11 protein-coding genes are annotated in these 15,288 nt (G+C 48.7%); 9 read left to right on the top strand and 2 right to left on the bottom strand.

The window, feature by feature from the left end:
* Positions 1-235 precede the first annotated feature (235 nt).
* The 9 genes from H8S80_RS23100 (at position 236) to H8S80_RS23060 (ending at position 11,415) form a co-directional block, all read left to right on the top strand.
* Positions 236-538 carry an HPr family phosphocarrier protein gene (locus tag H8S80_RS23100; RefSeq protein ID WP_002602729.1) on the top strand — a complete coding sequence of 101 codons (303 nt, stop codon included), beginning with the start codon at positions 236-238 and terminating at the stop codon, positions 536-538.
* 375 nt (positions 539-913) lie between these two features.
* Positions 914-2,179 (top strand): HlyC/CorC family transporter, encoded by a 1,266-nt coding sequence (locus H8S80_RS23095; protein ID WP_002602730.1) that lies wholly within the window; start codon positions 914-916, stop codon positions 2,177-2,179.
* A gap of 129 nt (positions 2,180-2,308) precedes the next feature.
* Positions 2,309-4,555, top strand: a complete 2,247-nt coding sequence (locus tag H8S80_RS23090; protein ID WP_117632285.1) for an extracellular solute-binding protein — start codon at positions 2,309-2,311, stop codon at positions 4,553-4,555.
* Between the two features lie 499 nt (positions 4,556-5,054).
* Positions 5,055-5,894 carry a glycerophosphodiester phosphodiesterase family protein gene (locus tag H8S80_RS23085; protein WP_002602732.1) on the top strand — a complete coding sequence of 280 codons (840 nt, stop codon included), beginning with the start codon at positions 5,055-5,057 and terminating at the stop codon, positions 5,892-5,894.
* 10 nt (positions 5,895-5,904) lie between these two features.
* Positions 5,905-7,044, top strand: coding sequence for an extracellular solute-binding protein (locus H8S80_RS23080; RefSeq protein ID WP_117632286.1), 1,140 nt, complete (start codon positions 5,905-5,907; stop codon positions 7,042-7,044).
* 65 nt (positions 7,045-7,109) lie between these two features.
* Positions 7,110-8,114, top strand: a complete 1,005-nt coding sequence (locus H8S80_RS23075) for an ABC transporter ATP-binding protein (protein ID WP_002602734.1) — start codon at positions 7,110-7,112, stop codon at positions 8,112-8,114.
* 15 nt (positions 8,115-8,129) lie between these two features.
* Positions 8,130-9,878: an ABC transporter permease gene (locus H8S80_RS23070; RefSeq protein WP_117502381.1), complete on the top strand. Its 1,749-nt coding sequence runs from the start codon at positions 8,130-8,132 to the stop codon at positions 9,876-9,878.
* 131 nt (positions 9,879-10,009) lie between these two features.
* Positions 10,010-10,687, top strand: a complete 678-nt coding sequence (locus H8S80_RS23065; RefSeq protein WP_002602736.1) for an MgtC/SapB family protein — start codon at positions 10,010-10,012, stop codon at positions 10,685-10,687.
* Positions 10,688-10,722: 35 nt separating this feature from the next.
* On the top strand, positions 10,723-11,415 hold the full coding sequence (locus tag H8S80_RS23060; RefSeq protein WP_002602737.1) for an MgtC/SapB family protein: 693 nt from the start codon (positions 10,723-10,725) through the stop codon (positions 11,413-11,415).
* 139 nt (positions 11,416-11,554) lie between these two features.
* On the opposite strand, the gene H8S80_RS23055 is transcribed toward H8S80_RS23060, so the two are convergent.
* Together H8S80_RS23055 and mgtA are read right to left on the bottom strand one after the other, a co-directional pair.
* On the bottom strand, positions 11,555-12,145 hold the full coding sequence (locus H8S80_RS23055) for a hypothetical protein (RefSeq protein WP_025530695.1): 591 nt from the start codon (positions 12,143-12,145) through the stop codon (positions 11,555-11,557).
* 32 nt (positions 12,146-12,177) lie between these two features.
* Positions 12,178-14,832: a magnesium-translocating P-type ATPase gene (gene mgtA / locus H8S80_RS23050; protein WP_117632287.1), complete on the bottom strand. Its 2,655-nt coding sequence runs from the start codon at positions 14,830-14,832 to the stop codon at positions 12,178-12,180.
* Positions 14,833-15,288: the final 456 nt, after the last annotated feature.

Genomic DNA, 15,288 nt, shown 5'->3' with positions numbered 1-15,288 from the left:
ACGGTAACCGATGGAAAAAAATACAAATGCAGAAAGCCTGGATATAAGGTAAAATAGACAAAGTTTAAAAAGGCAGATCAAATTCGCTTACAAAAATATAATTTTAAAGATAAAATGGAAGAAGAAAGGCAGTATTGAACGAAACAGATTTGGAGAAAATGATCAGACGTAAAAGAATCAGACAGAGTAGGACATTATATAAAATGATCATAGGGAAAGGACCGGATACAGATTAATGAAGAGCAGAGAGTACAATCTGGCGCCAGAAGAGAAAATGGCCAGGGAACAGATGATGGAACTGATTTTGATATCCAGCCGTTTTACAAGCAGCATTACGGTTGAAAATGAAGAGAAACATTTTAATGGAAAGAGCATACTGAAGGCGGGAGAGCTGAAAAAGGGAGAGCGTTTTTATGTGGTGGCAGACGGCAGTGACGCTAAGGAGGCGATCGAGGCGCTTGACCGGTTATTTCCGTGTGCAGTGAACCAGCCGGACGTGCAGTCCTGTCCATCGAAAAAGATGCAGAAACGAAGGTGATAAGAAAGCGTTAAGGAATGCGGACGCTTCTTGACAATGACGCTGGGGTTCTTTATAATTTCTTTCATATTACCGCTTTATGCAGAAAGGAATTTACTGATTTCATGGACGACGCCGACAGTGACGCTGAATCTGACACACACCGGGCAAACTCAAATACGACAGTTACATACCGGTTGATAAAAAAGAAAATGATAATTAAAATGAAATGTTGACATAGGAGCATAACCTGCGTTTCCCTCGGGAAAGGCGGGCTATGCTTTTTTGCGTAGTAGAAAAGCATTCTTTGGCTGCAAAAGCAGCCGCGCCCTGGTGTGTGAGTCCGTCAAGGCGGACTCTATGTGTCAAAAAAGAAGAAAGAGGAAGGAAAAATTTATGGAAGAACAGAGTATCTCATTGATTATTATTATTGGATGTATCATTATGTCCGCGTATTTCTCGGCGACGGAGACGGCATTTTCCTCGCTGAACCGGATTCGGATCAAGAATATGGCGGAAAAGGGAAATAAGAGGGCAGGGCTGGTGTTAAAGCTGTCCGAAAACTATGACGGGCTGCTGTCCACGATCCTGATCGGGAATAACATCGTCAACATTGCAAGTGCGTCGCTGGCTACGGTCATATTTGTGAAGCTCCTGGGCGATGAGGCAGGCGCCAGTATATCAACCGTGGTGACGACGATCGTGGTGCTGATCTTCGGTGAGGTTTCCCCGAAGAGTATTGCCAAGGAGTCCCCGGAGCAGTTTGCCATGTTCTCCGCCCCGTTTTTAAATGCGTTTATGGTGCTGCTGACACCCGCTAATTACTTATTCAAACAGTGGAAAAAGCTGCTGTCAGTCCTGATCCGGACTTCGGGAGATTCCGGCATTACGGAGGAGGAGCTGCTTGCCATCGTGGAGGAGGCGAAACAGGATGGCGGGATTGATGAACAGGAAGGAAGCCTGATCAAGAGCGCCATTGAATTTACAGAGCTGGAAGCCATGGATATCGCAACCCCGCGTGTCGATGTGACAGGAATTCCCGTCGATGCGGATAAAGAGGAGATAGCAGCGGTGTTTGGCGAGACCGGATACTCCCGTCTCCCCGTCTATAAGGATAAGATCGACGACATTATCGGGATCATTTACCAGAAGGACTTTTATAATCAGGTGTATCGCGGTGTATGTAGCGTTGAGGCCATTGTCCGACCGGCGCTGTATGTGGCGAAGAGTAAGAAAATCAACGTCCTCCTGAAGGAACTTCAGAAAAATAAGATGCATATTGCGGTGGTAATCGATGAGTTTGGAGGAACCATGGGCATTGTAACTCTGGAAGATATTCTGGAGGAGCTGGTGGGGGAAATCTGGGATGAACACGATGTGGTGGTTCAGGAAATTGAGAAGATATCTGATCAGGAATACCTGGTTTTAGGCAATACCAGCGTGGAAAAGCTGTTTGAGGAGCTGGGCGGTGAGGAAGAGTTTGAATCGTTTACCGTAAGCGGATGGGTGATGGAGCTGGCGGAGCGGATACCGGAAGAAGGGGATGTGCTCTATTATGAAAATATGACCATAACTGTCATGAAGATGAAAGACAGGAGGGTGGAGCAGGTGAGGATCGTACTGGAGGCGGAAGTCATGGAACCGTGCGCAGCCTCGTTTTAAAACCGCGTACGAAAGTCCCGCTCCAGTGTCCTGCACAAAGTCCTCGCAAAAAACAGATAGAAAACTCTCTGCCCTCGTGCTATAATGAAAATAATAAAATTTGAACGAACCAAAAACGAGGTGCAGCCTATGCCAACGATCAAAGATATTGCCGCCAAAGCAGGGGTATCCCACGGCACAGTTTCCAATGTGTTGAACAAGAGGGGAAACGTCAGCGCCGAAAAAATCCAGCTGGTGGAGCGGATTGCCAAAGAGATGGGATATAAAATGAATGTCCAGGCCCAGCAGCTGCGGGCCGGTACGGCACGGAGAGTCTGCGTCATTGTGCCTAAGATCAGCTTAAAATGCTACAACGATTTATATAACGGGCTGGAACAGTACCTGCGGGAGTACGAGATCAGCATAGAACTCATATCCACCAATAACCTGGAGTGCGACGAGGAAAAAGCGGTAAAGAAGGCTCTCTCCTTAAATCCCATGGCGGTGGTGGTGGTCAGCTCGCTTCTTAAGAACAGGGGATTATACACTTCAGATACCAGGTTTTTCTTTGCCGAAAGAAAGGTAAAGGGAATGCCGGACGCGTCTGTCTACGTATCCTTTGGATTTGAACAGGCGGGACGGGATATCGCGGTTAAGTGTATCGAGGATGGCCATCAGAATGTGGCTTTGCTCTGTGAGAACAGCATCTATTCCAATAATAAAAGCTTTATTAACGGTGTGGTGGATGTACTGGAGGACGATAATTGCTCCTGCAAAATATTTCCCAGCGACGACAGCATGTGGTTTAACAAGGCCTTTGATATCCTGGGATCGAAAGAGGATTTTGACGCGGTGATTGCCATGAGCCAGGAGGACGCCGATTATTTGAGGGTGGCCCATCAGTATAATCCGGATAAGAAAATGCCGGTTATATATGCGCTGACCAGCAAGAGCATCGGAATCGATCCGGCCGTGTGCAGATATGAGCTGAATTATAAGCTGATGGGAAGGAACATAGCGGAGCAGATCGTGAATGCCGGCGGGGAAGAGGCGGAGACGGCGCCTGCGCAGAAACAGCAGATCATCATGGAAAATGACGGATTCTACGATAATCCCCTTCCGGCCGCAGGGAAGAAAGACAGCATCTGTTTTTTGACCATTCAGAATCTGACCAGCAAGGCTATCGGCATGCTGCTTCCTTCCTTTACCAGGGAGACCGGTATCAAGGTCAATATGATCGAGGTTTCCTACGATGAGCATTACAAGATGGCGCAGGCCTGCGTGCAGAACAGCCCCTATGATCTGGTCCGCATCGATATGGCGTGGATGACGGAGCTGGGCGATAAGATTTATCAGCCCTTCGACAGCTCCAGCTCTTCGGTCAGGTGGCTGCGGCAGCAGATTCTTCCCTCACTCTCGGAAAACTATTCCATGGTTCATGGTGTCCAGTACGCGTTTCCGTTGGATGCCTGCGTGCAGATGCTGTTCTATAGGAAGGATTTATTTGAGGATGAGCTGATCAAGAGGGAATTTTTCGAAAAATACAAACGGCGTCTGGAGATTCCTAAGACGTTTGAAGAATACAATGAAGTGGCCAGATTTTTTACGAGAAAAGAGAATCCCGATTCCAGGACGAGGTATGGAGCCGTTACCGCTTATGGAAGAACATTCCTGGCGGCGTGCGATTTTCTGCCGCGTTTTAGGGAACTGAAGAAGGATATCTTCGATGCACGGGGAAATGTAAATATCCTGATCCCCGAGATGAAACAGGCGATCCGCAATTATCTGGATACCTGCAAGTATGCGGGCAGTGATATCTATCAGTGGTGGGGGGAACCCACCCGCCAGTTCTCGGAGGGGAATACGGCGATGCATATCGTGTTTTCCAACTATGCCTCCGAGATGATACACAATCCGGAATCGAAGGTGCTGGGGCGAATCGCCTGCGACACCGTTCCGGGCGGGCAGCCATTGTCGGGCGGAGGCTCGGTGGGAATCTCCAGATTCAGCAAAAAGTATGACGCGTGCATGAGCTTCTTAAAGTGGCTGTACCGGAAGGATATCGCGGAGACCATCACGTATCTTGGCGGATACGTCTGCAACCGCCAGATCAGCAGGAATATGGATATCCTGGAACGCTATCCGTGGCTCGAGAACATGGAAAAATCCTTCGAACCCGGCTGGAGGCTTTATAAACATGACAGAAATCCTGATTTCAATGAGTTCCTGTTTGAGGATATTCTGGGTAAGGCGATCCGGTCCATCGCATCGGGAATCGAAGAGATGGATGACGCGCTGGAGAAGGCGCAGGAGGAATGTGATCGGGCATTTAACGAAACAAGCGGGAATTCTCCCATCTCAATAGGCGGAGGGATGAATCGCCAAAAACAAGTTTAGCGGTAGTGGCGGGCGGAGAGAAATCGGTATCCCACATTGACATGAAGTCAAAATGCGCATCGATATAAGAGGTAGCCGCACTCTGCGAAATTACGGAGCATGGATAAAAAGAAATAACCGGCAGCAATGGAAATAAAAAGTATGGAAGGCGCCGCGCAATAAGTTTTAGGTAAGCAATAAGACACCTGAAATTTGTTGCGCGACGTTTTTTTATGCTTTTATGAGGCAAGGATAGACTTTCGTTAAAAGGTGAAAGCTAAGCAGAAATAAAAACTTTTAAAGTCGAATGTAACACAGAAAACAGATGTATTAATTTGAACGTGCCAAATAAAATGGGGTTTTTAACTGCGAAAAACAAAAGGTAACATAATAAAATGCACAAAAAAATGTAAAATCTATGTTATAACTATGTAAAATAAACAAAATAATTTGGAAATAATATTGACACGTTCCAATAAATAGTGTATAAAATAGATATAGAGACAAGGAGGTACGGAAAATGTACACAAAGAATCAGTCAATCAGAGAACTCGTCGATAAGAACCGGATTTTGATTGCGGCTCATCGCGGTACGTGCGGCGGGAACGTGGTGCAGAATACCTGTCTGGCATATAAGAACGCACTGCTTCATGGAGCGGATATGATCGAGGTGGATGCGTCCATGACTACGGACAAAGTATTTTACGCATTCCATAATGGGGAAGAGCCTCTTGAGCTGGGAATTGACCGTGATATCCGAACCATGTCATCGGAGGAAGTGGAGAAGCTCTTTACGCTGAATTCCTTACGGCAGGTATGCGGACAGAAGCTGGAACATTTAGAAGACGTGCTGGAGCATTTTCGCGGAAAGTGCCTGATCAACATTGACAGGTCCTGGTTTTACTGGAAGGAGATCATCGACCTTTTAGACCGCATGGATATGAAGGACCAGATTCTTTTAAAGTCCGGTGTGGAGGAGGAACTCTTAAAGGAACTGGAAGAGAGCGGCACCGGCATCATGTATATGCCGATCATGAAGAGCCCGGAGGAATGGGATATCATTCAGAAGTACGATATCAATGTGGCCGCGGCGGAGCTTATCTTTACCGATCTGGACAGTGAATTCTTAAGCCCGGAATTCATGGGTCGTTTGAAAAAAGCGGGGATCGCTCCCTGGGTGAATGCGATTACCTTAAATGATGAGATCATTCTCTCCGGGCTGTTAGATGATAATAATGCCATTAAGATTGGTTTTGATGAGACATGGGGAAAGCTGATAGACTTGGGATTCGAGATTATCCAAACTGATTGGCCGGCGTTGTTAAAGGGATACATATCAAATAAATCAAATGAAAAGTAGGAGGAGAATTATGAAGAACTTAAAGAAATTTGCGGCACTCGGATTATCTGCAGCTATGGTACTGTCACTGGCAGCCTGCGGATCAGGAACAAAGAATACGACGACGGACACGACAGCCGCCAAGACGGAGGAAGCTGCGAAAACAGAAGCGGCAGGAGATACTGAGGCTGCGGGAGATAAGGCAGCGGCCGGCGGAGACGTGGACAAGAGCCAGAAGCTGATTATTTACACAAACTCCGGTTCCAACGGCAGAGATGCATGGCTGAAGGAACAGGCGGGAACAGCCGGATATAATGTAGAGGTGGTACAGATTCAGGGCGGCGATCTGGCGAACAGAATTATCGCGGAGAAGAACAATCCGCAGGCAGATATGGTATTTGGACTGAACTCCATTGAGTACGAGAAACTGAAAGCGGAGAGCGTACTGGATCAATGGGAGCCTTCCTGGGCCGGCGATGTGGATATGACACTGGGCGACAAGGACGGATACTATTATCCGATCGTGATCCAGCCGCTTGTCAATATGATGAACGCCGATCTCCAGAATCCGCCAAAGGACTACACCGACCTGGTAAATCCGGAGTGGAAGGATAAATACACCATCTTAAACTTCGGCGGCGGCACCGGTAAGACCATTCTTGCCAGCCTGCTTGTTCGGTACAGAGATGATAATGGGGAGTACGGCATTTCCGATGAAGGATGGGATTTCGTGAAAAGCTGGATTCAGAACGGCCACATGGAAGTACAGGGAGAGGACTACGTAGGAAATGCGATCTCCGGTACAGTTCCGATCACAGAGATGTGGGGAAGCGGCGTTCTTCAGAATCAGACAGAGAGAGATTATAAGTTCCAGATCATGGTTCCGGAAGTTGGCGTTCCATACGTAACCGAGCAGGTGGCCATGATTACAGGTTCCAAGAAGCGCGATCTTGCCGTAGATTTCGCCAACTGGTTCGGTTCCGCTGATGTTCAGGCAGAGTGGATGAAACAGTTCGGCACCATTCCGTGCCAGCCTAAGGCAGTGGAGGAAGCACCGGCCGATATCAAGGAATTTATGGATCAGGTACATCCGCAGGATATGGATTGGGGATTTGTAGCAGCAAACATAGATCAGTGGGTTGAAAAATGTGAGCTTGAGTTCTTACAGTAGGTTACGGACGGCGGTATGGTTTATGAATATAAATGATACCGCCTCTTTGTAAGGAGAGGAAAAGGATGATTGAGTTTAAAAATATTGAGATTAAATACGGGGATTTTGTAGCCATCAAGGATTTGAATTTAACGGTTGGCGATGGGGAGTTCTTTACATTTCTGGGGCCGTCGGGCTGTGGCAAGACAACGACACTGAGGGCTCTCGTGGGCTTCCTCGAACCCAGTGCCGGACAGATCCTGATCGATGGAAAGGATGTTACCCACACTCCGGTAGAGAAAAGAAATATCGGGATGGTATTTCAGAGCTACGCCCTGTTTCCGACGATGACCGTCTATGAGAACCTGGCTTTTGGCCTGAAGGTGAAGAAGCTTTCAGCGGCGGAAATCGACCGGAAGGTCAAGGATGTGGCGAAGGTCATCGAGATCAAGTCAGAGCAGCTGGTGAGAAATGTATCCGAATTATCCGGCGGGCAGCAGCAGAGAGTGGCGTTAGCCAGGGCGATCGTTCTGGAACCGAAGATTCTGTGCCTCGACGAGCCGCTTTCCAACCTGGATGCCAAGCTGAGAGTGGGCCTTCGGAGCGAACTTAAAAAGCTGCAGAAGAACCTGGGGATCACTACCCTATACGTTACCCACGATCAGGAGGAGGCCCTTACCCTGTCCGACCGGATTGCCGTGTTTAACAATGGATTTGTGGAGCAGGTGGATAAGCCTTACAACATCTATAACCATTCCGGGTCGGAATTTGTCTGCGATTTTATCGGTGAAATTAACCGGCTGAACGCTGCCGTCTTAAGCGAGGTCGAGACCCAGACCGGCCATGCGCTGGATGGGAATAAGAGCGGCTATGTGCGTTTGGAGAGAATCAGTTTAAAGGAAATTCCAGGCTATGCGAAGATGCATGGAGTGATCCGGGATTACGATTATAACGGAGTCATGACAAAATACCGCGTTGAAGTCATGGGATGTGAGATCCGCGTGATCCACGTTAATGACGGACAGCCGTTCATGGAAATCGGCCAGGAACTGGATATCTATATGAATCCCAGGGATATCATGCAATTTTAAAAGGAGGGAGTTTGTATGAAACAGAGAAGCAAGAGTAAGTCTTTCAGTATACAGACCCTGATTTTAAAGATTGTCATTGTATGGGCCATTGTTGCATTTGTCATCTACCCGAACTTAAACCTGCTGGTCAGTGTCTTCTATAAAAATGGACAGTTTTCCACGGAAGTGTTCGGAAAGGTCTTCGGCTCCGCCAGAGCCATGAAGAGTCTTGTGAACAGCTTCATTCTGGCGTTCACCCTGGTGGTTACGGTCAACATCGTGGGGACGCTCAGCGTTCTTCTGACGGAATACTGGGATATCAAGGGCGCCAGGGTATTAAAACTTGCATATATGAGCTCGCTGATCTACGGCGGAGTCGTGCTGGTATCCGGCTATAAATACGTCTACGGGGCCAACGGACTGCTGACAAAGCTTTTGGTGTCAGTATTTCCGGGCATGAATCCGAACTGGTTTGTGGGATATGGGGCAGTCGTGTTCGTTATGACATTTTCCTGTACACAGAATCATATGATGTTTTTAAAGAATGCAATTCACGGACTGGATTACCATACCATTGAGGCGGCGAAAAATATGGGGGCGTCCGGAAGCAGAATCTTCTTCCAGATCGTCATGCCGGTGTTAAAGCCTACGTTTTTTGCCATCACCATCCTGACGTTCCTTACCGGTCTGGGAGCCATGTCGGCACCTCTGATTGTCGGCGGAGAGAATTTCCAGACCATCAACCCCATGATTATCACATTTGCAAAATCCAGCTTTTCCAGGGAGGTTGCGGCATTTCTTGCGGTTCTTTTAGGAATTGCCACGATGATTCTGCTGGCAGTGTTCAGCAGGATTGAAAAGGGCGGAAACTACATATCCGTGTCGAAGACGAAGGCAAAGCTAAAGAAGCAGAAGATCAGCAATCCGGTATTCAACGTGGCAGCCCATGTGGTCGCTTACGCCATGTTTGCCATCTATGTGATACCGATTATCCTGGTTATCGTATATTCGTTCTGTGATTCACTGACTATTAAGACGGGCAATCTGACTCTGAATTCGTTCACTCTGGCGAATTACCAGAAGCTGTTTACGAGCGCAGAGGCGATCAAGCCGTACATCGTCAGTATTGTATACTCCCTGCTGGCTGCGGTTCTGGCTGTACTGATGGCCGTGATCTGCGCCCGGTTTGTGCGCACGGCAAAGCATAAATACGACGTATTTTTCGAGTGGGGCATGCTGATTCCGTGGCTTCTTCCGGCAACCCTGATCGCGCTGGGACTGACCACGACCTACGGGGAGCGGCAGCCGATCCTGTTTAACTATGTTATGGTAGGAACGCTGGTTCTGATGCTTGTGGGCTATACGGTCGTCAAACTGCCGTTCTCTTACCGGATGGTGAAGGCGGCGTTCTTCAGCATCGACAATGATCTGGAAGAAGCGGCGAAATGTATGGGTGCGGGTACGCTCTATACGATGATAAAAGTAATTCTTCCGGTTATTTTCCCGGCGATTATGTCCATCATCATCCTGAATTTCAACGGGATGTTATCGGACTACGATCTGTCTGTATTCCTTTACCATCCGCTGTTCCAGCCTCTCGGCATCGTCGTGAAGGCCGCTTCGGATGAGTCGGCATCCATCGATGCCAGGGCCATGGGCTTTGTATACACGGTCGTTCTGATGATTCTCTCTTCTGTCGCACTGTATTTTGGCCAGGGAGATGGAATGGAACGCATCAGAAGATGGAAGCAGAGACGGTTTGAGAAGAGAGTGGCGAAGGGATGAGGAAGAGATCAATAGGGTAAGAATAAGAGCAGAAGGTAAAAAAAGAAATCAACAGGCAAAAAAAGAGATCATTACAGGGCGCCGCATGAAAGATATCATGCGGTATTCCTGTTTTTCAGGAGGCGGATTAGTTGAATGAATTTATAATGGAACAATGGATTTTTGTAGCCCGGCTCCTCGGAGCGGCTGTCTGCGGCGGGCTGATCGGTTATGAACGGCAGAGCCGGAAGAAGACGGCGGGCGTCAGAACACACGTCATCATTTCGGTTGCGGCCGCGACCATGATGATCATCTCCAAGTATGGCTTCAATGATGTTCTCGGCGAATACGTCCGCCTTGACCCGTCCCGGGTGGCGGCCGGTATCGTGACAGCCGTCGGATTTATCGGCTCGGGAATAATCTTTTTCCGCAATAACAATGTGAGCGGAATCACCACCTCCGCCGGTATCTGGGCCACGGTGGGAGTGGGTATGGCCATGGGCTGCGGCATGTATGTGCTGGGCGCTGTGTCCACGATTATTGTGATGGTTTCCGAGGTGTTTTTAGGGAGACGGGGATATTTTTCCAGAAAGGCAGGAGAAGAGCGGGAGCTGGAGATCGAGTATAAGGACAGCGACAAAGAAGATATCTTTTCCTATATTAATAAGACCATAGAGGACGCAGGCTGCAAAATGGAGAATATAAAGCTGGCCGACGAGGATTCCCTCTGCGTACTGAGTGCGGTTTTAAAAGCGCCTGATGAGCTGGATGCTGCCCTCCTGGTGGGGGAACTCAAAAAGAAAAAATCAGTGAAACGGGTATCTGTCTGAACAGGTTGTAAAGCACAGGGATGAGAGGGGAATACATGGAGACAGTGACAGCGGCAGTGGAGTATCTGGAAGGCATCAATCTGGCTTCCATCACCATGCGGATCGTGATGTCCATGGTCTGCGGCGGTGTAATCGGAATTGAGAGGGGCAAAGCACATCAGCCGGCCGGAATGCGGACGTACATGCTGGTCTGCATGGGCGCGGCCATGGTCATGCTGACCGGACAGTATATGTACTATCATTTCCAGACCGGTGATCCTGCGCGGCTGGGCGCACAGGTGGTCAGCGGAATCGGTTTCCTGGGCGCCGGGAGCATCATTATCTCGGGCAAGACAAAGATTAAGGGGCTGACAACGGCAGCAGGCCTGTGGACTGCTGCGTGTATTGGTCTGAGCATTGGGATTGGTTTCTATGAGGCCGGGATCATTGCCACCCTGGCCGTGTCGCTCATTATGACACAACTGAAGAAACTGGAGTACCATCTGATATTTGATGACGTTTGGCTCAGCGTGTATGTGGAACTGGACGACACGGTTAAAATGACGGATCTGGTCCGGGAATTTTCACCTGCCGGCCTGGTGATCGGCGAGGTGCAGATTGAAAAGAAGAGAAAAGGCTTCCAGAAGGCGGTGATCAGCTTAAAGAATACGGAACATAAGAGCCGGGAGGCAGTGCTTCAGTTTCTGGAAGAGGTGGAAGGGATTCAGTTTGTGAAGTATACGGCTTAATACGGTGCAGGAGCTTCATATGAATAAACGAAGGAAGGAGGGCGTAAGCGGTTTACCAGCTTGCCCTCCTTCTTTATTTTTGATTATATAGTTTTGATGCTGCCATTAGCCGATAGAGTTCCCGGCCGTGAATTCCGCTTTAAAATACGAATTCCTTATCAAATACCAGATTCCCAATATCTTCGCATTTCCACTTTGTAATAGAGCCAAAACATTGTTCCGCATAGTCCAGAGGCGCCTGTTTATTCGGATAGAGAGAGTTGATCAGGACGTATTTCTCCTTTGTTTCTATCAGCAGCAAATACCCTGGCGCCAATTCTACAAGATGAACTTTTACCGGATCGGGATATAGGGGCTCTTTTTCATAAAACTGCTGGTGCTTTATATCCAGCACGGCATACATGTAACGGACTATTTTTAAGGATTTGAACTGTTCATACATGACAAAAAACGCATCCAGCCCCTGGCTCTCATCGTGGTTGGTTTGGTCCAATATCATATTTCTCCAGCCGGAGGTCGATTCATAATAGCCGTATTGGCGTGCGGCGTACTCATGAAAAAACCAAAACGGCAGCGGCAGCAAGGTGTCGGTATGATCCTCGATAGACAGCCGGTTAAGAGCCATGGAATACCCGTTTAGGAAGCTGTACAGGGCTGTAATGCTGTGATCCCCGATATACATTGCAGGCCTTATTTTGATTAGATCCAGAATTTCGTAAATTTCATTCATTTGGATATCCTTTCGTGGCGGGAGGGGCCATCTTACAGCCACTCCCCAAACCTCCGAATATAAATTGCTTTAAAAAACTGCGTTGACAGACAGTAGCCTGCAAGAAGAAGTACCAGCCATGGCAGGAATCCAAGCGGCAGGGGAGCCATATCCAGGCCGGAGGCCAGAGCGGAGAATCCAACCAGAACGGCTGCCAGGGCGACGATCGTGGTTGAAAGGAGCAGCGGCTTTGCGGCCATGCTCTGTACAAATGGTACTTTCCCGCTGCGGATCATGTGAATGACCAGGACCTGGGATACGGTGCCGAAAACGAACCAGCCGCACTGAAACAGCGGGGCCATAGCCGGCGTATTTGCTTTGATGATCCACCACATGACCGCAAAACAGAGGATGTCGAAGACAGAGCTCAGCGGCCCCATAAAGGCCATGAAGGATTTGATGGACCGGGTTTCCCATTTCCGCGGCTTTTGTAAGTATTCCGGATCTACGTTGTCAAACGGAATCCCCATCTGTGAAAAATCACAAAGCAGGTTTTGGGTCAGTATTTGAACTGGCAGCATGGGAAGGAAGGGGAGGAACAGGGAGGCGACAATCACCGATATCATATTTCCGAAATTGCCGGAAGCCGCCATTTTAATGTATTTGACGATATTCCCAAAGGTCCGCCGGCCGGCCACCACGCCTTTCTCCAATACCATCAGGTCTTTCTTCAACAGGATAATATCCGCGGTTTCCTTCGCAATATCTACAGCGGTGTCCACGGAAATACCTACGTCCGCCTGGTGAAGCGGCGGGGCATCATTAATTCCGTCACCCATATAACCGACCGTGTGTCCATTGGTCTGAAGTGCTTTCACTACCCGCTCTTTTTGGGAAGGGGACAGCTTCGCAAAAATACTGCAGCGTTCCACAGACTCTGACAGTGCGGCATCATCCATGGCCTCCACTTCTTTTCCCGTGAGATAGCAGGAAGTCTCCACGCCCACCTTACTGCATACTTTGACCGCAACTCCTTCACTGTCGCCTGTCAGAACAACAGTCCTCACGCCGTGGCTATCCAGGGCGGTGACTGCCGCCTTTGCACTTTCCTTGGGCGGGTCCAGAAAACCTACGAAACCAATCAGTACCAGGTCCCGCTCATCGTCCACGCTTAATTCCCCGCCTGCCACATCATTTTTCTGCGCCACCGCAATCATCCGGAGTCCGTCCCTGTTGTGCTGTTCGTAAACAGCCCGAACCTTCTGTAAAAGTGTTTCATCCAGCTTAAGGATTTTGCCGTTCCATTCTGCGTAGGTGCAGATTGCCAGCATCTCCTCCACGGCTCCCTTGGTTACCAGCTGCTGCTTGCCGTTCTGGTCTTCCAGGAGTACGCTCATCCTGCGCCGGGAGAAATCAAAGGGGATCTCATCCAACCGGGTGTAGCTGTTTAAGATGGCTTCAATGCCGTTTTCATGAGCCCGGTTTATGATGGCCAGATCAAGCAGATTTTTAAGGCCCGTCTGGAAATAGCTGTTGAGAAATGCGTGACGCAGGGTCCGGTTATCGTCATCCCCCACTACGTTCATGTATTTTTCCAGAATAATTCTGTCTTCCGTTAAGGTGCCGGTTTTGTCGGTGCAGAGTACATCCATTTCGCCAAAGGTCTGTATAGCTCCCAGGGTTTTGACGATAACCTGATGCTTTGACATGAGAACAGCCCCTTTTGCCAGCGTGGAGGTCATGATGACCGGCAGCATCTCCGGGGTCAGGCCTACGGCGATCGTGATGGAGAACAGAAGCGCGTCGCCCCAATCCCCCTTTGTAAAGCCGTTAATGAGCAGTACGACTGGCACCATGACCAGCATGAGCCGGATTAAAAGGCTGCTGACAGAATCAACGCCCCGTTCAAAACTGTTTTTTGCCCGGTCTCCGGACAGGGATTTCGCCATGGAGCCAAAATAGGTTTCGTTGTTTGTGGCCAGGACGATGCCGGTTGCACTGCCGCTTACCATGTTGGTACCCATAAAACCGATGTTTTGAAGGTCGGTCAGCGCGTCTTCCCTGTCTGAACGGATATCCGCATATTTTTCTACCGGATTCGATTCCCCGGTAAGGGAGCCTTGAGCGACAAATGCATCTTTCGTGAAAACAAAGCGAATATCGGCCGGAATCATATCGCCGGCGGAAAGCCGTACCATATCTCCGGGAACGACGTCTTCGATGGGAATTTCCGTCTGCACGCCATCACGCAGGACGTCGGCCTTGTTGGAAATCATCTTCGAAAGCTTTTCCGCCGCCGAGTTGGAGCGTTCTCCCTGGATAAATGCGACCAGGCTGGAGACGATTACCAAAAACAGGATAATGCATACCGTAACGTAATCCGGGTGCTGGGAGTAAATGACATCTGTAAACAGTGTGATAACGGCGATGATAAGCAGCACAATATTGAAGGGATTGACAACCGCGTTTACCAGACGGTGAAGCGTGGTATTGCTCTGACCGGTTGTAATGATATTTTTTCCATACTCCTCCTGAAGCTGCTCCGCCTGCTTTGCAGTCAGCCCTGAGCCGGAGACGGAAAAATGGTCAAACAAGTCTTTTAAATCAAGAAATGCAAAGTTACGAAGAAGTTTTTCGCTTTCATTTTGTTTCTGCTGAATCTGAGAGTTTCTTTTTCTGAATCTGAAAATGTTCTGATTGAGTTTCATTGGGAATTACTCCTTTCCATAATAGAGTTCCCATAAAACAACATAGAATCCGGCCAGCCGGATTCCCGCGCCGGAACGCGGCAGTGCCAGCGGCCATATTTCCCTAACGTGGAGCGCGCACCCTGCCCGGAAGGCTTTTCCTGTTACACAAAAAAAACCACCCCGAAAGGCGGCGCAAAAGAAACGACAGTTCCATCTATTCCTATAAAAGCACAATAGACGGCCGGTCGTATCCCATGGTACCTACGCGGTTCATGTTGTAATATGAGATTTTGAAGACGTTTTTACGACTTCGAGGGTTGCCGTCCATTGTTTCACCTCCTTGTAACATAGACTGGACATTTTGAAGTGACTACGCCCATCATAGCATTCCTGGCGTGATGTGTCAACCGAGTGTCAGGATAAAATATCCGATAAGAAAAATGATGCCAAACATCCGTTCTTGCGTTATAATGG

Source organism: Hungatella sp. L36 (genome assembly GCF_014288035.1).
This window is presented reverse-complemented; position numbering and strand designations above follow the sequence as displayed.

Excerpts from the sequence above, each read along its gene's own strand:
- H8S80_RS23100 (WP_002602729.1), top strand. The coding sequence starts at position 236 with ATGAAGAGCAGAGAGTACAATCTGGCGCCAGAAGAGAAAATGGCCAGG.
- H8S80_RS23095 (WP_002602730.1), top strand. The coding sequence starts at position 914 with ATGGAAGAACAGAGTATCTCATTGATTATTATTATTGGATGTATCATT.
- H8S80_RS23090 (WP_117632285.1), top strand. The coding sequence starts at position 2,309 with ATGCCAACGATCAAAGATATTGCCGCCAAAGCAGGGGTATCCCACGGC.
- H8S80_RS23085 (WP_002602732.1), top strand. The coding sequence starts at position 5,055 with ATGTACACAAAGAATCAGTCAATCAGAGAACTCGTCGATAAGAACCGG.
- H8S80_RS23080 (WP_117632286.1), top strand. The coding sequence starts at position 5,905 with ATGAAGAACTTAAAGAAATTTGCGGCACTCGGATTATCTGCAGCTATG.
- H8S80_RS23075 (WP_002602734.1), top strand. The coding sequence starts at position 7,110 with ATGATTGAGTTTAAAAATATTGAGATTAAATACGGGGATTTTGTAGCC.
- H8S80_RS23070 (WP_117502381.1), top strand. The coding sequence starts at position 8,130 with ATGAAACAGAGAAGCAAGAGTAAGTCTTTCAGTATACAGACCCTGATT.
- H8S80_RS23060 (WP_002602737.1), top strand. The coding sequence starts at position 10,723 with ATGGAGACAGTGACAGCGGCAGTGGAGTATCTGGAAGGCATCAATCTG.
- H8S80_RS23055 (WP_025530695.1), bottom strand. The coding sequence starts at position 12,145 with ATGAATGAAATTTACGAAATTCTGGATCTAATCAAAATAAGGCCTGCA.
- mgtA (WP_117632287.1), bottom strand. The coding sequence starts at position 14,832 with ATGAAACTCAATCAGAACATTTTCAGATTCAGAAAAAGAAACTCTCAG.